Annotated in this window: 25 protein-coding genes; 11 read left to right on the top strand and 14 right to left on the bottom strand. The window is 70.5% G+C overall.

Annotated features, from left to right (window positions below; all coding sequences use genetic code 11):
- Positions 1 to 59 precede the first annotated feature (59 nt).
- Complete coding sequence (locus AC067M_RS35190) at positions 60 to 1,724, top strand: threonine/serine exporter family protein (RefSeq protein WP_478701100.1); 1,665 nt, start codon at positions 60 to 62, stop codon at positions 1,722 to 1,724.
- Between the two features lie 112 nt (positions 1,725 to 1,836).
- On the opposite strand, the gene AC067M_RS35185 is transcribed toward AC067M_RS35190, so the two are convergent.
- Positions 1,837 to 2,757, bottom strand: a complete 921-nt coding sequence (locus tag AC067M_RS35185) for a DedA family protein (RefSeq protein WP_478701099.1) — start codon at positions 2,755 to 2,757, stop codon at positions 1,837 to 1,839.
- A gap of 133 nt (positions 2,758 to 2,890) precedes the next feature.
- Between AC067M_RS35185 and AC067M_RS35180 the strand changes: the two genes are divergently transcribed.
- Positions 2,891 to 3,256: a YbjQ family protein gene (locus tag AC067M_RS35180; RefSeq protein ID WP_478701098.1), complete on the top strand. Its 366-nt coding sequence runs from the start codon at positions 2,891 to 2,893 to the stop codon at positions 3,254 to 3,256.
- 45 nt (positions 3,257 to 3,301) lie between these two features.
- Here the strand turns inward: AC067M_RS35180 and AC067M_RS35175 are convergent, their stop codons facing one another.
- Positions 3,302 to 4,063 carry a MerR family transcriptional regulator gene (locus AC067M_RS35175; protein WP_478701097.1) on the bottom strand — a complete coding sequence of 254 codons (762 nt, stop codon included), beginning with the start codon at positions 4,061 to 4,063 and terminating at the stop codon, positions 3,302 to 3,304.
- Between the two features lie 119 nt (positions 4,064 to 4,182).
- On the opposite strand from AC067M_RS35175, the gene AC067M_RS35170 reads away from it, so the two are divergent.
- On the top strand, positions 4,183 to 5,466 hold the full coding sequence (locus tag AC067M_RS35170) for an ion channel protein (RefSeq protein WP_478701096.1): 1,284 nt from the start codon (positions 4,183 to 4,185) through the stop codon (positions 5,464 to 5,466).
- Between the two features lie 25 nt (positions 5,467 to 5,491).
- Positions 5,492 to 6,898, top strand: a complete 1,407-nt coding sequence (gad, locus tag AC067M_RS35165) for a glutamate decarboxylase (protein WP_478701095.1) — start codon at positions 5,492 to 5,494, stop codon at positions 6,896 to 6,898.
- Between the two features lie 6 nt (positions 6,899 to 6,904).
- On the opposite strand, the gene AC067M_RS35160 is transcribed toward gad, so the two are convergent.
- The 6 genes from AC067M_RS35160 to AC067M_RS35135 all read right to left on the bottom strand — a co-directional run bounded on the left by AC067M_RS35160 (position 6,905) and on the right by AC067M_RS35135 (position 12,441).
- Positions 6,905 to 7,666 (bottom strand): ABC transporter permease, encoded by a 762-nt coding sequence (locus AC067M_RS35160; protein ID WP_478701094.1) that lies wholly within the window; start codon positions 7,664 to 7,666, stop codon positions 6,905 to 6,907.
- Complete coding sequence (locus tag AC067M_RS35155; protein ID WP_478701093.1) at positions 7,663 to 8,631, bottom strand: ATP-binding cassette domain-containing protein; 969 nt, start codon at positions 8,629 to 8,631, stop codon at positions 7,663 to 7,665. The genes AC067M_RS35160 and AC067M_RS35155 overlap by 4 nt, the downstream gene beginning before the upstream one ends.
- An 86-nt stretch (positions 8,632 to 8,717) precedes the next feature.
- On the bottom strand, positions 8,718 to 9,359 hold the full coding sequence (locus tag AC067M_RS35150; protein WP_478701092.1) for a PadR family transcriptional regulator: 642 nt from the start codon (positions 9,357 to 9,359) through the stop codon (positions 8,718 to 8,720).
- 18 nt (positions 9,360 to 9,377) lie between these two features.
- Positions 9,378 to 9,911, bottom strand: coding sequence for a DinB family protein (locus AC067M_RS35145; protein ID WP_478701091.1), 534 nt, complete (start codon positions 9,909 to 9,911; stop codon positions 9,378 to 9,380).
- 101 nt (positions 9,912 to 10,012) lie between these two features.
- The gene (locus tag AC067M_RS35140) at positions 10,013 to 11,473 is read right to left on the bottom strand and encodes an aldehyde dehydrogenase family protein (protein ID WP_478701090.1); all 1,461 of its coding nucleotides are present in this window, start codon (positions 11,471 to 11,473) and stop codon (positions 10,013 to 10,015) included.
- Between the two features lie 143 nt (positions 11,474 to 11,616).
- Positions 11,617 to 12,441 carry a helix-turn-helix domain-containing protein gene (locus AC067M_RS35135; RefSeq protein WP_393625177.1) on the bottom strand — a complete coding sequence of 275 codons (825 nt, stop codon included), beginning with the start codon at positions 12,439 to 12,441 and terminating at the stop codon, positions 11,617 to 11,619.
- 363 nt (positions 12,442 to 12,804) lie between these two features.
- Here AC067M_RS35135 and AC067M_RS35130 point away from each other — a divergent pair, with 363 nt between their 5' ends.
- Positions 12,805 to 13,284 carry an ATP-binding protein gene (locus AC067M_RS35130; protein ID WP_478701089.1) on the top strand — a complete coding sequence of 160 codons (480 nt, stop codon included), beginning with the start codon at positions 12,805 to 12,807 and terminating at the stop codon, positions 13,282 to 13,284.
- 95 nt (positions 13,285 to 13,379) lie between these two features.
- On the opposite strand, the gene AC067M_RS35125 is transcribed toward AC067M_RS35130, so the two are convergent.
- The 5 genes from AC067M_RS35125 to rpmG form a co-directional block, all read right to left on the bottom strand.
- Entirely contained in the window at positions 13,380 to 13,598 is a 219-nt protein-coding gene (locus AC067M_RS35125; RefSeq protein WP_051866585.1) for a DUF397 domain-containing protein, read from the bottom strand.
- Between the two features lie 372 nt (positions 13,599 to 13,970).
- Positions 13,971 to 14,204 carry a 30S ribosomal protein S18 gene (gene rpsR / locus AC067M_RS35120; RefSeq protein WP_478701088.1) on the bottom strand — a complete coding sequence of 78 codons (234 nt, stop codon included), beginning with the start codon at positions 14,202 to 14,204 and terminating at the stop codon, positions 13,971 to 13,973.
- Positions 14,205 to 14,211: 7 nt separating this feature from the next.
- Positions 14,212 to 15,375, bottom strand: coding sequence for a CobW family GTP-binding protein (locus tag AC067M_RS35115; RefSeq protein WP_478701087.1), 1,164 nt, complete (start codon positions 15,373 to 15,375; stop codon positions 14,212 to 14,214).
- A gap of 4 nt (positions 15,376 to 15,379) precedes the next feature.
- Positions 15,380 to 15,637, bottom strand: a complete 258-nt coding sequence (locus AC067M_RS35110) for a type B 50S ribosomal protein L31 (protein ID WP_478701086.1) — start codon at positions 15,635 to 15,637, stop codon at positions 15,380 to 15,382.
- A gap of 8 nt (positions 15,638 to 15,645) precedes the next feature.
- On the bottom strand, positions 15,646 to 15,810 hold the full coding sequence (rpmG, locus tag AC067M_RS35105; RefSeq protein ID WP_015658813.1) for a 50S ribosomal protein L33: 165 nt from the start codon (positions 15,808 to 15,810) through the stop codon (positions 15,646 to 15,648).
- 63 nt (positions 15,811 to 15,873) lie between these two features.
- Between rpmG and rpmB the strand changes: the two genes are divergently transcribed.
- The 4 genes from rpmB (at position 15,874) to AC067M_RS35085 (ending at position 17,857) form a co-directional block, all read left to right on the top strand.
- Positions 15,874 to 16,110, top strand: a complete 237-nt coding sequence (rpmB, locus tag AC067M_RS35100) for a 50S ribosomal protein L28 (RefSeq protein WP_218513959.1) — start codon at positions 15,874 to 15,876, stop codon at positions 16,108 to 16,110.
- Positions 16,110 to 16,415: a 30S ribosomal protein S14 gene (gene rpsN, locus AC067M_RS35095; protein WP_478701085.1), complete on the top strand. Its 306-nt coding sequence runs from the start codon at positions 16,110 to 16,112 to the stop codon at positions 16,413 to 16,415. Before rpmB ends, rpsN begins: the two co-directional genes overlap by 1 nt.
- A 55-nt stretch (positions 16,416 to 16,470) precedes the next feature.
- A complete protein-coding gene (locus tag AC067M_RS35090; RefSeq protein WP_478701084.1) occupies positions 16,471 to 16,989 on the top strand; it encodes a hypothetical protein in 519 nt (172 codons plus the stop codon).
- 319 nt (positions 16,990 to 17,308) lie between these two features.
- The gene (locus AC067M_RS35085; protein ID WP_478701083.1) at positions 17,309 to 17,857 is read left to right on the top strand and encodes a DUF4232 domain-containing protein; all 549 of its coding nucleotides are present in this window, start codon (positions 17,309 to 17,311) and stop codon (positions 17,855 to 17,857) included.
- 83 nt (positions 17,858 to 17,940) lie between these two features.
- Here the strand turns inward: AC067M_RS35085 and AC067M_RS35080 are convergent, their stop codons facing one another.
- Positions 17,941 to 19,056, bottom strand: a complete 1,116-nt coding sequence (locus AC067M_RS35080) for a DUF2786 domain-containing protein (protein WP_478701082.1) — start codon at positions 19,054 to 19,056, stop codon at positions 17,941 to 17,943.
- An 86-nt stretch (positions 19,057 to 19,142) separates the two neighbouring features.
- On the opposite strand from AC067M_RS35080, the gene AC067M_RS35075 reads away from it, so the two are divergent.
- A complete protein-coding gene (locus AC067M_RS35075) occupies positions 19,143 to 19,907 on the top strand; it encodes a Clp protease N-terminal domain-containing protein (protein WP_478701081.1) in 765 nt (254 codons plus the stop codon).
- Positions 19,908 to 19,963: 56 nt separating this feature from the next.
- Complete coding sequence (locus AC067M_RS35070; RefSeq protein WP_478701080.1) at positions 19,964 to 21,679, top strand: bifunctional 3'-5' exonuclease/DNA polymerase; 1,716 nt, start codon at positions 19,964 to 19,966, stop codon at positions 21,677 to 21,679.
- Positions 21,680 to 21,688 lie beyond the last annotated feature (9 nt).

Raw genomic sequence — 21,688 nt, 5'->3', positions numbered from 1 at the left:
GTGGGTAGACGTGCGCATACTGAGGCCTGCTGGACGTGTCGTACAGGGAGCGTTACGGAGTGACGGAGGCGGAGTACCGCAAGCCGCAGTCGGACGAGGCGAGGAGCTCGTTCGACGCCGAGATCACATCGGAGTTCGCCATCCCCGACGGCCTCGCCGTCCCCAGAACCGGGGGCGGGGAGTCCGAGACCACGTCCGAGTTCGCGCTGCCGGACGGGCTCGAGGTCCCGCAGGCGCCCGCGGCGGAGGCGGAGGGGTCGGCGTTCAGCCCGCCGCGCACCTACAGCGCCCGGCACGCCCCACCCGCGTTCACGCCGCCCAACGGTGTTCCCATCGTCAGCCTGACCAAGGACCTCCCCTGGCAGGACCGGATGCGCACGATGCTGCGCATGCCGGTGGCGGAGCGGCCCGCGCTCGAGCTGGTGCAGAAGCCGGAGGAGGTCGGTCCCGCGGTCCCGCGCGTGCTCGACCTGACCCTGCGTATCGGCGAATTGCTGCTGGCGGGCGGGGAGAACGCGGAGGACGTGGAAGCGGCGATGTTCGCCGTCTGCCGGTCGTACGGTCTTGACCGCTGCGAGCCCAACGTCACCTTCACGCTGCTGTCGATCTCGTACCAGCCGTCCCTGGTGGAGGACCCGGTGACGGCGTCGCGGACCGTGCGTCGGCGCGGGACCGACTACACACGCCTCGCGGCCGTCTACCAGCTCGTCGACGACCTGAGCGACGCGGAGACCCACCTCTCCCTGGAGGAGGCCTACCGGCGGCTCGCGGAGATCCGCCGCAACCGGCACCCGTATCCCGGCTGGGCGCTGACCTTGGCGAGCGGGCTGCTCGCGGGCTCGGCCTCCGTGCTCGTCGGCGGTGACCTGGTCGTGTTCGTGGCCGCGGCGCTGGGCGCGATGCTCGGCGACCGGCTGGCGTGGCTGTGCGCGGGGCGCGGACTGCCGGAGTTCTACCAGTTCACGGTGGCCGCGATGCCGCCGGCCGCGATCGGGGTCGCGCTGACCGTGGCGCACGTCGACGTGAAGGCGTCCGCGGTCATCACCGGTGGGCTCTTCGCGCTGCTGCCCGGGCGGGCGCTGGTCGCGGGCGTGCAGGACGGTCTGACGGGCTTCTACATCACCGCCTCCGCACGGCTCCTGGAGGTCCTGTACTTCTTCGTGGGCATCGTCGTCGGGGTGCTCGTGATGCTGTACTTCGGCGTGCAGCTGGGCGCCAAGCTGAACCCGGACGCGGCGCTCAACATCCCCGAGGAGCCGTACTGGCAGCTCGGCGCGTCGATGCTGCTGTCGCTGACCTTCGCGGTGCTGTTGCAGCAGGAACGATCCACCGTGCTGGCGGTGACCCTCAACGGGGGTGTCGCCTGGGCGGTTTACGGGGCGATGTACTACGCGGGCGATCTCTCGCCGGTCGCCTCCACGGCCGTCGCGGCGGGCCTTGTCGGGCTGTTCGGGCAGCTGCTGGCCCGGTACCGGTTCGCGTCCGCCCTGCCGTACACGACGGCGGCGATCGGGCCGCTGCTGCCCGGTTCCGCGACGTACTTCGGGTTGCTGTCGATCGCTCAGAACCAGGTCGACGAGGGGTTGGTGTCGCTGTCCAAGGCGGCGGCGCTGGCGATGGCGATTGCGATCGGGGTGAACCTGGGGTCGGAGATCTCCCGGTTGTTCCTGCGGATCGGGTCGACGGAGAAGCGACGGGCCGCGAAGCGGACGCGAGGGTTTTAGTGCCGGGCGCCCAGGAACTCGGCCGGATCCGAGAGACGGCGACTACGGGTTGTCTGCGGCTTGTCACGCAGTTCCCCGGGCCCCCGGCGGTGCAGGGGCGCGGGAGGCTGTCTCAGTAGCCCCGGTTGTCGTACGGGTACTGCTGCTGGCCCTGGTGGCCCTGCTGGCCGCCGTAGGGCTGTGGGGGGTAGTTCTGCGGGTACTGCTGGGCGTAGGGCTGCTGTTGCTGGGGCTGCTGGCCGTAGTACTCGTCGTACTGGCCCTGCTGGCCCTGCTGGCCGTACTGGGCGTTGTTCTGGTTGTCGCCGTAGTGCTGCTGGTCCTCGTGGGCCGGGGGGATGCGGCGGAGCTGGGTCGTGGCGTCGTCCATGGCCTGGGGCTGGGGCGGGGCGGCAGGGGCCTCGGCGGCGGCCTTCTTCTTCTTGGAGCGCTCACGCAGGTACTCGATGGCGATCGGCACCACGGAGATCACCACGATCAGGACCAGGATCGCCTCGACGTTCGTCCTGATGAGCTTGATCTGGCCGAGCCAGTAGCCCGCAAGGGTGACGCCGGTGCCCCAGGCGACACCGCCGATCACGTTGTAGACGAAGAACGTGCGGTACTTCATGCGGCCGGCGCCCGCCACGATGGGGGCGAAGGTGCGCACGATGGGGACGAAGCGGGCCAGCACGATGGCCTTGGGGCCGTACTTCTCCATGAACTCGTGGGCCTTGTCCAAATTCTCCTGTTTGAAGAGCTTGGAGTTGGGACGGCTGAAGAGCTTGGGGCCGAAGAACTTGCCGATCATGTAGCCCACTTGGTCGCCGAGAACGGCGGCGAACACGATCAGCGCGCACACCAGCCACAACGGCTGGCTGATGTACTGCCCCTGGGCCACGAAGAGACCCGCCGTGAACAGCAGGGAGTCGCCGGGCAGGAACGCGAAGAGCCCGGACTCGGCGAAGACGATCAGCAGGATGCCGGGCAGGCTGAAGGTCGAGATCAGATAGTCCGGACTGATCCACTCGGGGCCGAGCGCAAGCGTGGTCACGGGGTTGTGGCTCCTGCTGTGGGGGTGCGGGCTGGGGCTGGCTGCCCAAACGTATCAACGCAGCCGTCGGGGCCCAGGTTCCAAGGGGCTCCCCAGGATGCAGTGTGTGGCCCCTGGGGCAAAGCTGTGAACCATGGGCATCGAAGAATACGGCGGCGGCCAGGGCCCTCAGCCCGACGTGCTCGTCGTCACCACGAACGACGTACCCGGCCACCGCATTCAGGAGGTCCTCGGCGAGGTCTTCGGACTGACCGTGCGCTCGCGGCACCTCGGGAGCCAGATCGGCGCCGGTCTGAAGTCGATGATCGGCGGTGAGCTCAAGGGGCTCACCAAGACGCTCGTCGAGACCCGCAACCAGGCCATGGCCCGGCTCATCGAGCAGGCACGCGCGCGTGGCGCCAACGCCGTGCTGGCGTTCCGCTTCGATGTGACGGAGGCGGCGGACGTCGGCACGGAGGTGTGCGCGTACGGGACGGCGGTGGTCGTGACCCGGGAGTAGCCCCCCCCGGGAACACGGCAGCAGCCCGCCCGGGTCACGACCGCCTCAGGCGCTGTGGCGGGCGGCGTTGGCGAGGATCGCCTCCTTGAGGTGCTCGGCGAGGCCTTGCCGCATGGAGTCGTAGTACGCCTTGAAACGCTCGTCGGCGACGTACATCTCAGCGAAGGACCGGTGCATCTCGTAGGGGCACTCGAAGTACCACATGCCGATGTGCCGGCGGTGTTCCTCGGCCAGGTCCATGGCGTGCTCGCCGGTCGCCGGTTCACCGGCGGTCATCAGGGCGACGTAGCGCTGCTCCCAGTCCTCGACCTCGGCCTTGATACGCGTCCAGTCCTCCTTGGTGTAGGTGGCGGCGCGGCGCTGTGTCTCGGCGTACGCCTCGGTGCCGCCCCAACGTGCCTCCGCCTCCTCGGCGTACTGCTCGGGGTCCTTGTCCCCGAACACCTCGAACCGCTCCTCCGGCGTCAGGTTGATGCCCATCTTGCGTGCCTCCATGGCCTGTTCCACGGCCGCCGCCATCTTGCGCAGCTTCTCGATCCGGGCGGTCAGCAGTTCGTGCTGGCGGCGCAGGTGCGCGCGCGGGTCCGCTTCCGGGTCGTCGAGAAGGGCGGCGACCTCGTCGAGGGGGAAGCCGAGCTCCCGGTAGAACAGGATCTGCTGCAGCCGGTCGAGGTCGGCGTCGCTGTAGCGCCGGTGGCCCGCGTGGCTGCGCTCGCTCGGGACGAGCAGGCCGATGTCGTCGTAGTGGTGCAGGGTGCGCACCGTGACCCCGGCGAAACCGGCGACCTGTCCCACGGAGTAGCTCACTTCCGCTCCTTTCTCGGTACGCACTCCACGGTGGGACCTCACGTGACGTGAGGTGCAAGCCCGTTTCTCTCCGAATGTTGTGCCCCTATATGACACTTTTGTCCGCTTATCGTGTGCTCGTGGCCCAGGACACCGCGCAGCAGGCACCCACCGCCCCGGCGACCCCGGCGCGCGCCCTGCTGCCGTTGGTCCTCCCCGCTCTCGTGGTGGGCGTGGCGGCAAGTCTGATCCTCATCGGGGTGAGCGCGGGAGCCGAGGAGCTCCAGGACGTGCTCTGGGAGACCTTGCCGGACGCGCTGGGTGTAGGCCGGTACTCCGTGCTGTGGATGCTCATCATGCTCACCTCGACGGGCGTCCTGGTGGGCCTGGTGGTGTGGAAGGTCCCGGGACACGCGGGTCCGGACCCGGCCACCACCGGCCTGAACGCCCCCGTGCTCCCGCCCGCCGTGCTGCCGGGGCTGTTGCTGGCGGCCGCGCTGATGCTGGCGGGCGGGCCGAGCCTGGGCCCGGAGAACCCGATCATCGCCGTGAACGTCGGGCTCGTGTTCTGGCTGGGCCGCAGGTTCCTGCCCCGGGCGCCCGGGGAGCTGTGGGTGGCCCTGGCGGAGGCGGCGACGATCGGCGCGCTGTTCGGCACACCGGTGGCGGCGGCGCTGGTCATCTCCGAGGCGCTGTTCGGGCGACCGGCGAGGGGAGCGCTGTGGGACAGCGTCTTCGCGCCGCTCGTGGCCGCGGCCGCGGGCGCCATCACAGCCGACCTGCTCGAACATCCCTCCTTCGACCTGCACCTGCCCGCCTTCGACCGGCCGGGCTGGGGCGACGTGCTGGCGGCCCTCGTGGTGGCCTCCGTGGCCGCGCTGCTCGGCCTGTGCGTCGTTTACGCCTTCCCTTACGTCCACGGCGCCTTCGCCCGGCTGCGCCACCCGATGCTGGCGCTTCCGGCCGGTGGACTCGTCCTGGGGCTGCTGGCCGCCCTGGGCGGGCATCTGACGCTCTTCAAGGGGCTGGACGAGGTCGAGGAGCTGGCGCGCGATCCCGAGGGCTGGTCGGCGGGAGAGTTCGCGACGATGGCGGTGGTGAAGCTGGCCGCGCTGCTCGTCGCAGCGTCCTGCGGCTTCCGGGGCGGACGGATCTTCCCGGCCATCTTCGTCGGCACCGCCCTCGGCCTGTGCGCCCACGCCCTCGTGCCCGATGTGCCGCCCGCGCTGGGCGTGGCGTCGGCGGTGCTCGGCGTGCTCCTCGCGATCACCCGGCAGGGCTGGTTGAGCCTGTTCGCGGCCGCCGTGCTGACCGCCTCGCCCGCGATCGTCGCCCTGCTCTGCATCGCCTCGCTGCCGGCCTGGCTGCTGGTGACGGGGCGGCCGCAGATGCAGCTGCACGACGACGGAACGCCCGTCATGTGACATCCGAACCCAGGGAGAGACACCCATGCCCCTTCACGAAGGCATCCACAAGCCCGACGAGCGCCCCCTGTCCGTCAACCCCTTCCACGGGGAGGCGAACCCGGTCGGCGGCATGACCGAGGCACCGCCCAAACACCGGTTGCCCGACACACCGCTCCCGCCCTCGACGGCGTACCAGGTCGTGCACGACGAGCTGATGCTGGACGGCAACTCCCGGCTGAACCTGGCCACGTTCGTCACCACCTGGATGGAGCCCCAGGCCGGGATGCTCATGGCCGAGTGCCGCGACAAGAACATGATCGACAAGGACGAGTATCCGCGCACCGCCGAACTGGAGCGGCGCTGTGTGGCGATGCTCGCCGACCTCTGGCACGCGCCCGACCCCTCGGCCGCCGTGGGGTGTTCGACGACCGGGTCGAGCGAGGCGTGCATGCTCGCCGGGATGGCCCTGAAACGGCGCTGGGCGCGGCGCAACGCCGACCGGTACCCGGGGGCGCGCCCGAACCTCGTCATGGGCGTCAACGTCCAGGTCTGCTGGGACAAGTTCTGCGCCTTCTGGGAGGTGGAGGCCCGGCTGGTGCCCATGGAGGGCGACCGGTTCCACCTCGATCCGCAGGCCGCCGCCGAGATGTGCGACGAGAACACCATCGGGGTCGTCGGCATCCTCGGCTCCACCTTCGACGGGTCGTACGAGCCGATCGCGGACCTCTGCGCGGCCCTCGACGCCCTCCTGGAGCGGACCGGGCTCGACGTCCCGGTGCATGTCGACGGCGCGTCCGGCGCCATGGTCGCGCCCTTCCTGGACGAGGACCTCGTGTGGGACTTCCGCCTCCCGCGCGTGGCCTCCATCAACACCTCGGGGCACAAGTACGGGCTCGTCTATCCCGGGGTCGGCTGGGCCCTGTGGCGCGACGGGGATGCCCTGCCCGAGGAACTCGTCTTCCGCGTCAACTACCTGGGCGGTGACATGCCGACCTTCGCGCTCAACTTCTCCCGGCCGGGCGCGCAGGTCGTCGCGCAGTACTACACGTTCCTGCGGCTGGGCCGGGAGGGCTACCGGGCCGTGCAGCAGTCCACGCGGGACGTGGCCCGCAGCGTCGCCGAGCGCGTGGCGGCGCTCGGCCACTTCCGGCTCCTCACCCGGGGCGACCAGCTGCCCGTCTTCGCCTTCACGACCGCGGACGACGTGACGGCGTACGACGTCTTCGACGTGTCCCGGCGGCTGCGCGAGAAGGGCTGGCTGGTGCCCGCGTACACCTTCCCGCCGAACCGCGAGGACCTGTCCGTGGTGCGGGTGGTGTGCCGCAACGGCTTCTCGGCCGACCTCGCCGACCTGTTCGTGGAGGACCTGACCCGTCTGGTGCCGGAGCTGCGCCGGCAGCCGGGTCCGCTGACGCGGGACAAGGGCGCGGCGACGGGGTTCCACCACTGACGGGCATTACTTCCCGAGGTTCGCGAACTTCCGTACCGCCAGCGGGAAGAACACCGCGAGCAGTACCAACGGCCAGAGCACCGCCGGCCAGACATGCCCCGGTTCGCCGCCCTGGGCGCCGAAGAGGTCACGTACGGCCGTCGCCGTCTGGGACATCGGGTTCCACTCGACGACCGTGCCCAGCCAGGCGGGCATGGACTCGGGGGTGGCGAGGGCGTTGGAGAGGAAGCCGACCGGCCAGACGAGGATCTGGACGGCCTGCACCAGCTCCGGTTTCCCCGCCACCAGGCCCAGATGGATTCCGATCCAGAGCATCGCGAACCGGAACAGCAGCAGGAGGCCGACGGCGCCGAGCAGGCCGCCGAGTCCGCCGTGGGTGCGCCATCCGAGCGCGGCGGCGACGCCGATCAGCAGGACCAGCCCCACCACCGACTGGAGCATGTCGGCGGCCGCGCGGCCCACCAGGACTGCGCCGTCGGCCATGGGCATCGAGCGGAAGCGGTCGATGACGCCCTTGTTGAGGTCCTGGGTGACGGCGAGCATCGTGCTCTCCAGGCCGAAGGCCATGGTGAACGCGAGCATGCCGGGCAGGAGGTAGTCGAGGTAGTCGCCCGTGACACCGCGGCCGCCGCCGATCAGATAGGCGAACATCAGCAGCAGCATCACGGAGAAGAGCAGACCGACGACCACCCGGACGGGCTGACGTGCCCAGTGGGCGAGTTCGCGCCGGGTCATCGTCCAGGAGTCGGTCAGGGCGTACGTGCTCACGCTGCCTCCTTCACTCGGTGATCTCCTCGGTTGTCTCCGCCGGTGAGGTGCAGGAACACCTCGTCCAGCGTCGGGCGGCGCAGGGCGATGTCCTCCGCCTCGATGCCGGCCTCCTCCAAGGCCCGCACGACGCCGGTGAGCGCGGCCATGCGGTCGGTGACGCGGGCGCTGAGCAGCCGGCGGTCGGCGTCCACCGAGACCTCCGACGCCGGGAGCGGCAGCAAGGCGACCGCCGCGCCCAGGTGGCCCGGGTCACGCAGCACGACGTCGATGCGGTCTCCGCCGGTCAGCGCCTTGAGCTCGGCCGGCGTGCCGTCGGCGACGACCCGGCCGTGGTCGACGACCGAGATACGGTCGGCGAGCTGGTCGGCCTCCTCCAGGTACTGCGTGGTGAGCAGGACCGTGGTGCCGCCGCCGACCAGGGAGCGGACCGACTCCCACACCTCGGCGCGGCCGCGCGGGTCGAGGCCGGTCGTCGGCTCGTCCAGGAAGAGCACCTCCGGTTCGGTGATCAGGGAGGCGGCGAGGTCGAGGCGGCGCCGCATGCCTCCGCTGTAGGAGCGCACCGGCTTACGGCCGGTGTCGGCCAGGTCGAAGCGCTCCAGGAGTTCACCGGCCCGCACGCGCGCGTGGCGGGCGCCCAGGTGGTACAGGCGGCCGAACAGCTCCAGGTTCTGGCGGCCGCCGAGTTCCTCGTCGAGTGCCGCGTGCTGGCCGAGGAGTCCGATGCGGAAGCGGACCTCGCGGGCTCTGGTCAGCACGTCGTGCCCGGCCACCTCGATCCGGCCGGCGTCGGGCCGCAGCAGGGTGGACAGGATGCGGACCAGGGTGGTTTTGCCCGCCCCGTTGGGGCCGAGCACTCCGTGCACGGTGCCGCGCGCTACCGCGAGGTCCAGCCCGTCCAGTGCGTGTGTGGTGCCGTACGTCTTGCGTGCGCTTTCGACAGTGATCGCCGTGTCGGTCACGTGCCCCCACTCCTCCCCGCCCGAAGCTAGTCAAACTTGACTACTAGCTCCAACGTAACCGCGTCACCGGCATTCGTCAAACTTGATTAGCGGACGTCCTCGGGATGCGCCTCACCCGTCGCGTACGGGTTGCGTTGATCGTCCGCGAGGATGCCGACGAACTGCTCGCCCTCGCCGGCGAAGGTGTAGGAGCCGCCCTCGATGCGCTCGATCAGCCCCTGGATCCACTCGGACTCGGTGTCGGCCGAGTGGACCCAGAGGTTCATGATCTCCCCGATGTGACCGAGCTGCCCGGGGCCTTCCTCGGGGACGTAGTGCTCGGTGACGGCGGAACGCCACTCGCCGATCCGCCGGGTCCGCTCCTTCAGGAGCGCGATCGCCTCGCCGCGCGGCAGGTCGACGATGAAGCCGATGGCCGCCGACTTGACGTCCATCTTCTGGTCGTACGAGGTCAGCGCGTCGCGCAGCAGCGCGAAGTACTCCTCGGTGCCCTTACCGGTGATCTCGTACTCGGTGCGCGGCGGACCGCCGGCCGTGGACGGCGCGATCTCGTGGGCGTGCAGCAGGCCCTGTTTCGCCATCTGCTTCAGGGCGTGGTAGATCGAGCCGGGCTTGGCGTTGGACCACTCGTGCGCGCCCCAGTACTCCAGGTCGTTGCGGACCTGGTAGCCGTGGGCCCGCCCGTGCTGACGCACGGCGCCCAGCACGAGGAGACGGATCGCTGACATGCGGTCCAGGTTATGACCTCAGTTCTCGGCCAGGGCCACCAGCTCGAACGCCGTCTTCCCGTCCAGCGACTCCCGGATGATGTCGGCGTGGCCGGCGTGCCGGGCGATCTCGCGGATCAGGTGCAGGAGCACCCAGCGCACGGAGACGGACTCCTCCGGGAACCAGGGAGCCTTCGGGAGCGGGAAGCTGTCGTCGAGGCTGGGCACGGAGCGGGCGAACGCCTCCGTCTCCGCCGCCACCTTCTCCCAGTAGTCCAGCTGTGACGCGAGCGTCTCGCCGTCGACCAGCGCGAAGCACTCGGGCCAGTTCGACTGGTCCCGGTGCACGGCCGGCTCCTCCCCCTTGGCGCGGGCCACCCAGCCCTGCTCCGTCTCGGCGACGTGCTTGATCAGCCCAGCCAGGGAGAGCTCGCTGGCGCTGGGGCGCGAGCAAGCCTGCTCGTCCGTGAGGCCGAGCACCGACCGCCTGATGCCGCCACGCTGCTCCGCAATGAAGGAGAGCAGTGCTCCGCGCTCGTCGCCCTGGGCCTCGGCTCGCACGTGAGTGACCATGACCGGCCGCCTTTCATCGGGTGTTACGGCTGCTGCCGCCTGACACCGATGACGTTACGGACCCTTGCGGTCAGGTTCTGTCCTCAAGTGCCCCGGGGTCTTCAGAAGGGAAACGCGCTCCGCCCGTGCTGCACCGAGATCCACCGCAGTGTGGTGAACGCGTCCAGCGTGGTCTCGCCGTTCAGCCGGCCGATCCCGGAGTTCTTCTCGCCGCCGAAGGGGACCAGCGGCTCGTCGTGGATGGTGCCGTCGTTCACGTGGAACATGCCGGTGTCGACCTGCTGGGCGAAGGTGACACCCCGCTCCACGTCGGCCGTGTGGACGGCGCCGCTGAGGCCGTAGGGGGTGTCGTTGACGATGCGGATCGCCTCCTCCTCACCGTCGAAGGGGACGAGGAGGGCGACGGGGCCGAAGATCTCCTTGTGCAGGAGCGAGGAGTCGGACGGCACGTCCGTCAGGACGGACGGCTCCACCATGTTGTCGGTCGTCGTGCCGCGCACGAGGACGGTGGCGCCCTCGGCGACCGCCTGGTCGACGGCGGCGGAGATGGCGTTGGCCTGGAGGGAGTTGATGACCGGGCCGATCACCGTCTGCGGGTCGCGCGGGTCTCCGGTCTTGAGGGTTCTGACCTTGGCGACGAACTTCTCGGTGAACTCGGCCGCCACCGAGCGGTCCACCAGGACACGGTTCGCTGCCATGCAGACCTGGCCCTGGTCGACGTAGCGGCTGAAGACGGCCGCGTCGACGGCGTAGTCGATGTCGGCGTCGTCGAGGACCACCAGCGCGCTGTTGCCGCCCAGTTCGAGGACCGTGCGCTTGAGCTGTGCGGCGCAGACCGTGGCGATGTGCCGACCGACCTTGTCGGAGCCGGTGAAGGTGATGACCTTGGGGATCGGGTGCTCGATGAAGGCGTCGCCTATCTCGGCGATGTCGGTGACGACCACGTTGAGCAGACCGGCCGGCAGGCCCGCGTCCTCGAAGAGCTTCGCGATCAGGGTGCCGCCGACGATGGGGCTGTCCTCGTGCGGCTTGAGGACGACGGCGTTGCCGAGGGCGAGGGCGGCGGCGACCGGCTTGATCGACAGCAGGAACGGCGAGTTGAACGGGCTGATGACGCCGACGACACCGACCGGCACGCGATAGAGGCGGTTCTCCTTGCCCTCGACCGGGGAGGGCAGGATCCGGCCCTCGGAGCGCAGCGTCAGATGGGCGGCCTCACGCAGGAACTCCTTGGCGAGGTTGATCTCGAAGCGGGCCTTGACATGCGTACCGCCGAGCTCGGCGATGATCGCGTCGAGGACCTCCTGCTCGCGCTCCTCGAGCAGCCGCAGGGCACGGTCGAAGATGTCACGGCGGGTGTAGGGATTGGTCGTGGACCAGTGCTTCTGGCTACGAGCGGCGCACTTGTACGCCTCGTCCACCTCGTCGATGGTGGCGATGGTGATCGAGGCGAGCTTCTCGCCGTCGTACGGATTGAAGTCGATGATGTCCCAGGAACCGGTACCCGGACGCCATTCACCGTCGATGAACTGCTGGGCCAGGTCGCTGAAGCAGGACGACATGTGATCCCTCAATCCCTTGCCCCGAGATACTGATCACACGTCATCGTACTTACGTTTTACGTGAGTTGGAGGCGTCACCTCGGGAAACGCAAGAAGCACACAGGAAAACCGAGGGTTATCCCTACGGCGCCTGCGACAGGCCCCTACGACAGCTGCAGGAGCCCGCGCAGCAGGTCCCGGCTCTCGTCCGGACCGGGGCTGTCCTGCTGGAGCTCCTTGAGTGCCTGTTCGTACTGGCCGACGTCCTCGCGCTTGTCGAGATAGAGGGCGCTGGTGAGCTGCTCCAGGTAGACGACGTCCGAGAGGTCGGACTCCGGGAAGCTCAGGATGGTGAAGGCACCGCTCTCCCCGGAGTGCCCGCCGAAGCTGAACGGCATGATCTGCAGCCGTACGTTGGGACGCTGGGAGAAGTCGATCAGGTGCTGGAGCTGGCCGCGCATCACCTCGCGGTCGCCGTACGGCCTACGCAGCGCGGCCTCGTCCAGGACGACGTGGACCTCGGGGGCGTTCTCGGAGACGAGGTACTTCTGCCGCTCCAGGCGCAGCGCCACCCGCCGGTCGATGTCGGCGGCGCTCGCGCCCTTCATGCCGCGCTTGACGACCGCGTGGGCGTACGCCTCGGTCTGCAGCAGCCCGTGCACGAACTGCACCTCGTAGGCGCGGATCAGCGAGGCCGCGCCTTCCAGGCCGACATAGGTGGGGAACCAGTTCGGCAGGACGTCCGAGTAACTGTGCCACCAGCCCGCCACGTTGGCCTCGCGGGCGAGGCCGACGAGCGCCGCGCGCTCCGCCTCGTCCGTGATGCCGTACAGCGTCAGCAGATCTTCCACGTCCCTCGTCTTGAAGCTCACCCGGCCCAACTCCATCCGGCTGATCTTCGACTCCGAGGCACGGATCGAGTACCCCGCAGCCTCACGCGTGATCCCCCGTGCCTCACGCAGCCGCCTGAGTTGCGAGCCGAGCAGCATGCGCCGCACCACCGATCCGGGCTCTCCCGCGCTCACGTTCGCCAGCCTCCCCAACCGTCTTTGGGGCCGCAGTCTGCCACTAAAACACTCCGAGCAGTACTCGTCCGATTACAGAGACGGGAAGAAACCAAAGGTACGAGGCGGAAGGAAGCGAGGAGAGGGAAAGGACGGGGCGAGCAGGAGACGTGAAGATGGCGGAAAAAATGGCAAAGAAGCGGTACGGGAAGGTCCATTTCGGTCACGTGCACGTGCATCTGCCCTTGCATCTGCTGTGCGCATCCGAAACCATGGTCCCGCGCCACCGCTGCTCGCAACGACCGCGAATTCCCGGGAGTGCCTCGCATGGGGACGAATGGATCGACCATGCTCGAGCCGTTACGGCAGGGCCTTCCGCCGCTGGATCCCGCGGCCGTGTCCAGCGCCGCCTCCTGCGCCCTGCCCGCCCGCTACGAAGCGGTGTGCGACGCGCGGCAGTTCACGCGCAGAACCCTCGACCAGTGGGACTTCGGCGACCGCTTCGACGACGTGTGCCTGGTCGTCTCCGAACTCGTCACCAACGCGCTCCGGCACGCGCTGCCGACGCCCGCCTCGCTGGTGCCCGAGCAGTGCCCGCCCGTGCGGCTGCACCTGATGCGCTGGACCGAGCGGCTGGTGTGCGCGGTGCGCGACCCCAGTCACGACAGCCCCGTCGCGCGGGCCACGGACGACTTCTCGGCGGAGTCGGGCCGCGGTCTGTTCCTGGTCGACTCCTTCAGCGACAGCTGGGGCTGGCACCCGCTGGCCGGCACGCTCAGCGGCAAGGTCGTGTGGGCGCTGTTCCATCTGCGCTCCCCCGCGGAATGAGCAACCGCGGCGCATACGGGCGCCGCGGTTCTACGCGCGTTACCGCGCCTGTGACACTCTCCCGTGCGACACCGTTGTCCTGACGCGGATCCGGATCAGCCCGCGATCAGGTGGTCGAACTCGCCGTCCTTGATTCCGAGCAGCATGGCCTCGATCTCGGCCCGCGTGTAGACGAGCGCCGGCCCGTCGGGGAACCGCGAGTTGCGCACGGCCACGTCTCCGCCGGGCAGCCTCGCGAACTCCACGCAGGACCCCTGCGAGTTGCTGTGCCGGCTCTTCTGCCAGGCCACCCCGTGCAGCTGTGTCGCCGTCATGCCGTTGTACACGTCGTACCCCCCGTCAACGTCCTGGTCCACAGGTAGCTCCCCGGTGGTGCACTGGTTCGAGTGGCCATTGGTGCCATGGTCAACAGACCCGGATCATAACCCCGTTCATGTGCAGATGCAGGCGCAGATGCACGTGCACGTGGGGTGTTCCTGCGGTTACAGCTTTCACGCTTGCCGTGCACGATCGGTTCGATCGGTAAATGCTTCGCATTGTTTCGTCCTGTACTAGAAACAGACGCGTAAGGGGCCCCTTCTGTTCCATCTCAGGGCAGGGCAAAACGCGGCCGCTCCGCCCGGTAGGTGCGCCGGGCGGAGCGACGGGTGGCCGGGGGGCGGCCGAGGGTGACGAGGGCACTGAACTCAGCGACTGGAGTACGGCAGCAGCGCCATCTCCCGTGCGTTCTTGATCGCGCGCGCCAACTGCCGCTGCTGCTGCGCCGAGACACGGGTCACGCGGCGGCTGCGGATCTTCCCCCGGTCGGAGATGAACTTCCGCAGCAGGTCGGTGTCCTTGTAGTCGATGTACGTGATCTCGGCCTGGTCCAGCGGGTTGGGGCGGCTCTTCGCGGGCTTGCGGTCGGTCTTGCGGGGCATGGCGGGGTCAGACCTCCAGAAGGGTGTCGAAAGCGGGCGGCAGCCGCTTCCAGGCATCGCGCCCGGCGGCGTACTCGGCGTCGGTGAGCAGGCAGGACTCCAGCAGCCGCTCGAGTCCCTCGCGGTCGAGGCCGGGGGACGTGAAGACCAGGTGCTGGCAGCGGTCGCCGTGCTCGGGGTGCCAGTCCAGCGCGGCGGCGGCGCGACGCACCGGCGGGACCATCTCCCAGGCAGCGTCGGGCAACGAGGCGAGCCAGGGCCCCGCGCTCTCCACACACAGCGCCCCGCCGGCCGCGTCCCAGTGGAGCAGCGTGTCGGGCCGGTCGGCGAGCCAGAACCGGCCCCTGCTGCGGGCAGCGGCGCAGGTCAGGTCCTCCAGGGCCTCGTACAGCCGCTCCGGGTGGAAGGGCCGGCACTCGTGCCAGACGAAGGTGGCGACGCCGCACGCGTCGGCCTCCGCGGGGAGCAGCGCGCAGGCGGGGTGCTGGGCGGCTGCCGCCGCTTCGACGTCGAAGCCGGCCAGGGCGGCCTGGGCGAGGGGCGACTCGAAGAGTGAGGGTGCCCCCGCCCGGCCCCCGTCGCCGATCGGGACCTGGCGGGCCGTCGGGTGCAGTTGGGTGAGGAGTTCACGGTCCTCGTCGTCGGCCTCCTGGGAGTCGGCGACGGCGAGCACGGGGGCGTACTCCAGTTGGCGGGCGAAGGTGTCGGCGACCGTGCGCTGGTCGGTGGCGGCCGCGGCGAGGCCGCGTTCGGCGAGGTCGTCGCCGTTGCCGAGGTACGGCAGGACCAGCGCCGGGTCGACGGCGGTGATCACGCCGGTGACCGTGAGCCCGCCGACCGTGACCACCTCGGCCATGGCCTTGGGCTCGACGGAGTCCCACAGTTCGACGACGGCGAGCCGGGTGCCCCCGGCCTCGGCGAGCCGCTTCAGCTCGGGCACCAGGTCCTCCCGCAACGCACAGCACGCGCAGTCGTTGACCAGGGGCGTCTCGCCGGCGGACAGGATCCCGCCGGCATCCCGGACCGTCCGTACGACCGTGCCGGCCGCAGCAGTCGCCAGGTCGTGGTGGAGTACGACGCTCCCGGGCACGTCGGCGAGCAGGCGCGCGACCGCGGCCCGGCGCGCGTCGGCGTGCAGCCCGCCGACGATGACGACGGAGAGTTCGTCCACCGCTCTAGCCCTGCTTCCCGTACCGGCGCTCGAAGCGCTCCACGCGTCCGGCCGTGTCCAGGACGCGGGCGGTACCGGTGTAGAAGGGGTGGCTGACGTCGGAGATCTCGACGTCCACGACCGGGTAGGTGTTGCCGTCCTCCCACTCGATCGTCTTCTCGCCGGCCGTCGCGGAAAGCGTCGAGCGGGTCAGGAAGACGTAGCCGGCGGCACGGTCACGGAAGACGACGGGCCCGTAGGACGGGTGGATTCCCTTGCGCATGGCGTACCTCAGCGCTCCTCTCGGAAGTCGACGTGACGGCCGGCGACCGGGTCGTACTTGCGCAGCGTCATACGGTCCGGGTCGTTGCGGCGGTTCTTGCGGGTGACGTACGTGAAGCCGGTTCCGGCCGTGGACCGGAGTTTGATGACCGGGCGGAGTTCGTTGCGTGCCATGCTGCTATCTTACTGAAAATGAATTCCATTAGCATCATCGCCCCAAGGAGAGGTACGTCACCCGTGTCCGCGCACTGCATGCTGACCGGCGCCCAGCCCGGCTTCGGCAACCGCATCTCCCACTCCCACCGGCGCACCTCACGCCGCTTCGACCCGAACATCCAGAGCAAGCGGTACTGGCTGCCCAGCGAGGGCCGGTACGTACGGCTGCGGCTCAGCGCCAAGGGGATCAAGACGGTCGACACCATCGGCGTCGAGGCGGCCGTGGCCCGGATCCGCGCCCGGGGAGTGAAGGTCTGATGGCGAAGAAGAGCAAGATCGCGAAGAACGACAGGCGGCAGGAGGTCGTCGCGCGGTACGCCGTACGGCGCGCCGAGCTGAAGGAGATCATCCGGCGACCGACGTCGACGCAGGCCGAACGGGCCGCAGCCCAGCGGGAGCTGCGCGGGCAGCCGCGCGACGCCAGTGCCACGCGGGTCCGCAACCGCGACCAGGTGGACGGGCGACCGCGCGGCTACTTCCGGGCGTTCGGGCTGTCCCGGGTGAGCCTGCGGGAGCAGGCGCACGCGGGGTATCTGCCGGGGGTGCGGAAGTCGTCCTGGTAGCTTGCTGCGAACCTTCCGGCCCGCGGGCCGACCGGCTACAGCTTGGGAGCTTGCAGTGACTTCGGCTATCTCCTCGCGCCCCTCGCGTGGCGCGTCGCGTCGGCGGGCACGGGTCGCGGCCGCGGCCCTGGGACTGGCGGGTGCGCTCGCGCTGACCGCGTGCAGCGACGGGGGCGGCTCCGCGGACGACTCCCCGTCCAGCCCGGCACCGAGCGCGAGCGCCGACACCGGTGGCGGCTCGGGCGGCTCGGCGTCGTCGGGCGGCATCCAGGGCAGCTGGCTGACCACCAACGACGGTCACGCCGTCGCGCTGGTGATCAACGGCAAGGAGGCCGCGCTCTTCGCGACGGGCGGATCCGTGTGCACCGGGACCGCGGGCGAGGAGGCGGGCATGCAGATGATCCATCTCAAGTGCACGGACGGCAAGAAGGACCGGGCGACGGGGATGGTCGACTCCGTGAGCAAGACAAGCCTGAAGGTCACCTGGGAGGGCGGCGCCGGCGCGGAGACGTACACCAGGTCGCGGGGCGGGAAGCTGCCCACCGGGTTGCCGACGGCGAGCCTCGGGTCGTAGGCGGACGGTTCACGTCGTACGCGTGCGGCCCGGGCCGTTAGGGGGCCCGTTTGATGTCGTACGGGGACCTGTTTGATGTCGTACGGGGGCCCGTTTGATGTCGTACGGGGGCCCGTTTGATGTCGTAGGGACCCGTCTGGTTCTGTGCGGCTCGTTCCTTTTTGTCCTGCGCGGTTCTCGCGGTTCAGGGGCTCGGGTGGGGCGTGCGGTGGGGGCGCATCGTTGTGCGGTGTGGTCGTGAGCGCGGGGGTGCGCGGCGAGGCGGTGGGCTTGTGCGTGATGATCAGGGGGCACTGTCACGATCTCAGGGGACCCATCTATGCGCGCCGTTCCGCTCACCGTCACCGTCCTAGCCGCCGCCCTCCTGCTCACCGCCTGCGACAGCGGTGGTGACGGGTCCGGCGGTGGGTCCGACAGCGGCTCCAGCGCCGAGGGCAAGAGCCCCGGCGGCGTCTGCGCCCTCGACCAGCTGGGCTCGGAGGTCGGCCCGGTCAACGCCGCCCCGGCCGCCGGGGACTCCGGCAACGTCACCGTCACCCTCACCAACAAGGGCGCGGAGTGCACCCTGGAGGGCTTTCCCACGGTCGGCCTCGACGCCGGCAGCGTCTCCAGCAACGTCCCGCAGGACAAGGCCGGCCAACCGCAGAAGCTGACCCTCACAAAGGGCAGCACCGCGACCTTCACGATCACCTACGCCCGGGGCGAGGGCGGCGACGCGAAGAGCCTCTCCGTCAAGACGGTCAAGTACGGCCTGCCGGGCTCCAAGGCCACCAAGAGCTTCCCGTGGTCGTACGGCGACATCGCACTGAAGGCCGACACCGGCGACCCGGACGCCTCGGTGAGCGCGTTCCAGCAGGCGGGCGACTAGGGTCTTTCGTTTGGATCAGGCCGGACCCCGCGAGCCCGGCATGATCCAAACGAAAGGCCCTAGGGGCCTGCCCGACGGGCCGGTCAGGGGAGCCGGGGACGGGATTCCACGCGGGCCCGGTCCGCCGCCTCGGCTCCCTCCGTCCAGCCGGCCGCGTCGCTGACACCGCGCAGGCGGGTCGTGACCGTCTGCGGGAAGAGGCGGTCCGTCGCCGAGGTGACCGCGACCTCGCGGGAGGCGAGGACGGGCAGCAGGTCGTCGCTCACCTCGACCTCGGCGGCGGTCGCGAGGCGGGTGCCGATGCGGTGGGCGTACGCGGCGAGGAAGGACTGCCGGAAGGTCTTCGTGCGTTTGCGGCCGCCCGCTCGCTGGGCGGCCTCCGCCTTCGTCATCGCGGTCGTGGCCTGGACGAGGAGCGAGGTGTAGAGGAGTTCCACCACCTCCAGGTCGGCCTCGAAGCCGACGACCGTGGAGAAGCCGAGGGGTTCGTTCCACACGGCCCGGCAGTGGTTGGCGTCGGCGACCGCGTCCAGCAGCACCGCCTTGGCCTGCTCGTACGGCGGCTCGACGCCGATCCGGCAGGCTCCGGGCGCGTCCGGGGCCGGCGCCCGGGCGGCGAGCAGCGCCTCGTCGACGCTGTGCCGGGCCATCAGCTCCTGCGCCTTGGCCGTGAGCGCCTCCGCCTCCTCCGGGAACCCGGTCGCCTCCGCCTTGGCGAGCAGCGCGCGGATGCGGGTGAGCATGCGGGAGTCGGACCCGGGCCGGCCGGCGGGTTCTTCCAGGGGTTCCAGGGTGGGCAGGCGCAGCAGCAGGCGGTACAGCTCCAGGACCGCAGTGGCGTGCGAGAAGCGGTCGGCGCGGGGCGGCACGTCGTCGGCCTCGGCGGCCAGTTCCTCCAGTTGTGCCGCCCAGCGCCGACCGCGCGGGCGGTCGTCCCGCGCCTGCGCGCGGATCGACGCCGACACCAGGCGTACGTGTACGTCGTCCAGTTCGCGGCGCACGATCCGTACGACGTCCGCGGGCTGCCAGCCACGCCGCCAGGCCGTCGCCACGAACTCCTCCCCGCGCCGCGCGAGCTCGGCGTCCGCCGCGGGGTCGGCGGCGAGGAGTGAGGCGCCGGTGTCGAGAGTGGTGTCGGTGGCGTCGTAGAGGGCGGCCTGGAAGGCGCGGTCGACGGTGCTGGGCGTACTGCTGCTCACCCCTCGATCGTGTCATGGGCGCCCAAGCGGAGAAGCAGTGTCAACCCAAGGTTGACGTCGGCTGGGTGCCAACCTACGGTTGACACATGGCGAAGAACACGACCATCACGTCATCCGTACGCCTCGACGACCTCATCGCGGCCATCAAGAACGGCCACGCCGAGCCCCTGGAACAGCTCCAGGACGCGGTGATCGCCGGTGAGCACCTCGGTGAGGTGGCCGACCACCTGATCGGCCACTTCGTCGACCAGGCCCGCCGGTCGGGCGCCTCCTGGACGGACATCGGCAAGAGCATGGGGGTCACCCGGCAGGCCGCCCAGAAGCGATTCGTACCCAAGGAGTCAACCGACCTCGACCCCAATCAGGGCTTCAGCCGCTACACGCCCCGCGCGCGCAACGTGGTCGTGGCCGCCCACAACGAGGCCAAGTCCGCCGGTGGCGCCGAAGGGCTCCCCGAGCACCTGGTCCTCGGTCTGCTCGCCGAGCCGGAGGGTCTCGCCGCGAAGGCCTTCGTCGCACAGGGCCTCTCGCTCGACGCCGTCCGCGAGGCGACGACCGCCGCGCTCCCGCCGGCCGCCGAGGAGGCCCCCGATCTGATCCCCTACGGCCCTGCTGCGAAGAAGGTCCTGGAGCTCACCTTCCGCGAGGCCCTCCGCCTGGGCCACAACTACGTCGGCACCGAACACATCCTGCTGGCCCTGCTGGAGCACGAGAACGGCGAGGGCGTCCTCAGCGGCCTCGGCATCGACAAGGCGGGAGTCGAGGCCTACGTGACGGAGGTACTGGCGGAACTGCTCAAGAACCGGGAGCAGGAGAACGGGGAGGGACAAGCACAGGAAGAGTCCGGCTGACCTGCGGCTTCCCGCGGTCGGAGGCCGTTGTCAGACCCCCCTGCCACACTCGCAGCATGGCCGACCGGTGGGCGCTCGCTCCGGCCGAGGGCGGTGGCGCGGAGCTCGCCGCCCTCGGTCCGGACGGGCTGCCCGCGGGGCCGGTGCTGCGGGAGGCGGACCTCGCCGAGGCGGTGCGCAGCCGACCTCGGGTGAGCCGCTGGGTGTGGCGTTCGACGGCCGAGGTGTATCCGCGTCTGCTCGCCACGGGGGTGCGAGTCGAGCGGTGCTACGACGTCGAGGACGCCGAGACGCTCCTCCTCGGCCACGAGGGGCGCCACGGCGAGCCACGCTCGGCGGCCGCCGCCCTGGCCCGGCTGCGCGGCGGCCCCGTACCGCCGGATCCGCCGCAGCGGTCGGCCGCACCGGGCGCCCAGTCCTCCCTCTTCGAGCCGGAGGGCATCAGGCTGCCCCTGGCGGACCTCGTCGAGGTCTACGCCGAGCAGCAGCGGCGGCACGACCGGGCCGGGCACCCCGACCGGATGCGGCTGCTGACGGCCGCGGAGTCGGCGGGGATGCTGGTGGCCGCCGAGATGAACCGGGCGGGGCTGCCGTGGAGCGCGGACGTGCACCGCGAGGTGCTGCACGAACTGCTCGGCGAGCGGTACGCGGGCGGGGGCGAGCCACGCCGTCTGGCCGAGCTGGCGGACGAGGTGTCGGCCGCCTTCGGGCGCCGGGTGCGGCCCGACCTGCCCGCCGACGTCGTCAAGGCCTTCGCGCAGGCCGGCATCAGGATCAAGTCGACCCGTCGCTGGGAGATCGAGTCCATCGACCATCCGGCGGTGAAGCCGCTGATCGAGTACAAGAAGCTGTACCGCATCTGGGTCGCGCACGGCTGGTCCTGGCTGCAGGACTGGGTGCGCGACGGGCGCTTCCGGCCCGAGTTCCTCGCGGGCGGCACGGTCACCGGCCGCTGGGTCACCAACGGCGGGGGCGCGCTCCAGATCCCCAAGGTCATCCGGCGGGCCGTGGTCGCCGACCCCGGCTGGCGGCTGGTCGTCGCCGACGCCGACCAGATGGAACCCCGCGTCCTCGCGGCGATCTCCCGAGACCCCGGGTTGATGGAGGTGGCCGGCCGGGAGACCGACCTGTACCAGTCGGTGTCCGACCGCGCCTTCTCCGGCGACCGCGCCCAGGCCAAGCTCGCCGTGCTCGGCGCGGTCTACGGCCAGACCTCCGGCGACGGACTGAAGAACCTCGCCGCGCTCAGACGCCGCTTCCCCAAAGCGGTGGCGTACGTCGACGACGCCGCCCGCGCGGGCGAGGAGGGTCGGCTCGTACGGACGTGGCTCGGGCGGACCTGCCCACCGGCGGCCGGGGCGACGGAGGACACGGCGGAGGAGGCGGGCATCCCGCTCGGAGAGGACGAGACCGGGACCGGGGCCGGGACCGAGGCCGAGGCCGACGCCCGGCAGTGGACCCCCGGCTACGCCTCCACCAACTCCCGCGCCCGCGGGCGCTTCGCCCGCAACTTCGTCGTCCAGGGCAGCGCCGCCGACTGGGCCCTGCTGCTGCTCGCCGCGCTGCGGCGGACCTGTGCGGACATGGCGGCCGAGCTGGTCTTCTTCCAGCACGACGAGGTGATCGTGCACTGCCCCGAGGAGGAGGCCGAAGCGGTGGTCGCGGCGATCCGGGAGGCGGCGGACCTGGCGGGACGACTGACGTTCGGGGAGACCCCGGTGCGGTTTCCGTTCACCACGGCGGTGGTGGAGTGCTATGCGGACGCCAAGTGAGAGGGGGGG

Source organism: Streptomyces sp. NPDC043427 (genome assembly GCF_056436655.1).
This window is presented reverse-complemented; position numbering and strand designations above follow the sequence as displayed.

What these genes read in the sequence shown, in the direction of transcription:
- AC067M_RS35180 (WP_478701098.1), top strand. Translation starts at nt 2,891, where the DNA reads ATGGGCATCGAAGAATACGGCGGCGGCCAGGGCCCTCAGCCCGACGTG.
- gad (WP_478701095.1), top strand. Translation starts at nt 5,492, where the DNA reads ATGCCCCTTCACGAAGGCATCCACAAGCCCGACGAGCGCCCCCTGTCC.
- AC067M_RS35150 (WP_478701092.1), bottom strand. Translation starts at nt 9,359, where the DNA reads ATGTCAGCGATCCGTCTCCTCGTGCTGGGCGCCGTGCGTCAGCACGGG.
- AC067M_RS35145 (WP_478701091.1), bottom strand. Translation starts at nt 9,911, where the DNA reads ATGGTCACTCACGTGCGAGCCGAGGCCCAGGGCGACGAGCGCGGAGCA.
- AC067M_RS35140 (WP_478701090.1), bottom strand. Translation starts at nt 11,473, where the DNA reads ATGTCGTCCTGCTTCAGCGACCTGGCCCAGCAGTTCATCGACGGTGAA.
- AC067M_RS35135 (WP_393625177.1), bottom strand. Translation starts at nt 12,441, where the DNA reads ATGCTGCTCGGCTCGCAACTCAGGCGGCTGCGTGAGGCACGGGGGATC.
- AC067M_RS35130 (WP_478701089.1), top strand. Translation starts at nt 12,805, where the DNA reads ATGCTCGAGCCGTTACGGCAGGGCCTTCCGCCGCTGGATCCCGCGGCC.
- AC067M_RS35125 (WP_051866585.1), bottom strand. Translation starts at nt 13,598, where the DNA reads ATGACGGCGACACAGCTGCACGGGGTGGCCTGGCAGAAGAGCCGGCAC.
- rpsR (WP_478701088.1), bottom strand. Translation starts at nt 14,204, where the DNA reads ATGCCCCGCAAGACCGACCGCAAGCCCGCGAAGAGCCGCCCCAACCCG.
- AC067M_RS35110 (WP_478701086.1), bottom strand. Translation starts at nt 15,637, where the DNA reads ATGCGCAAGGGAATCCACCCGTCCTACGGGCCCGTCGTCTTCCGTGAC.
- rpmG (WP_015658813.1), bottom strand. Translation starts at nt 15,810, where the DNA reads ATGGCACGCAACGAACTCCGCCCGGTCATCAAACTCCGGTCCACGGCC.
- rpsN (WP_478701085.1), top strand. Translation starts at nt 16,110, where the DNA reads ATGGCGAAGAAGAGCAAGATCGCGAAGAACGACAGGCGGCAGGAGGTC.
- AC067M_RS35085 (WP_478701083.1), top strand. Translation starts at nt 17,309, where the DNA reads ATGCGCGCCGTTCCGCTCACCGTCACCGTCCTAGCCGCCGCCCTCCTG.
- AC067M_RS35075 (WP_478701081.1), top strand. Translation starts at nt 19,143, where the DNA reads ATGGCGAAGAACACGACCATCACGTCATCCGTACGCCTCGACGACCTC.
- AC067M_RS35070 (WP_478701080.1), top strand. Translation starts at nt 19,964, where the DNA reads ATGGCCGACCGGTGGGCGCTCGCTCCGGCCGAGGGCGGTGGCGCGGAG.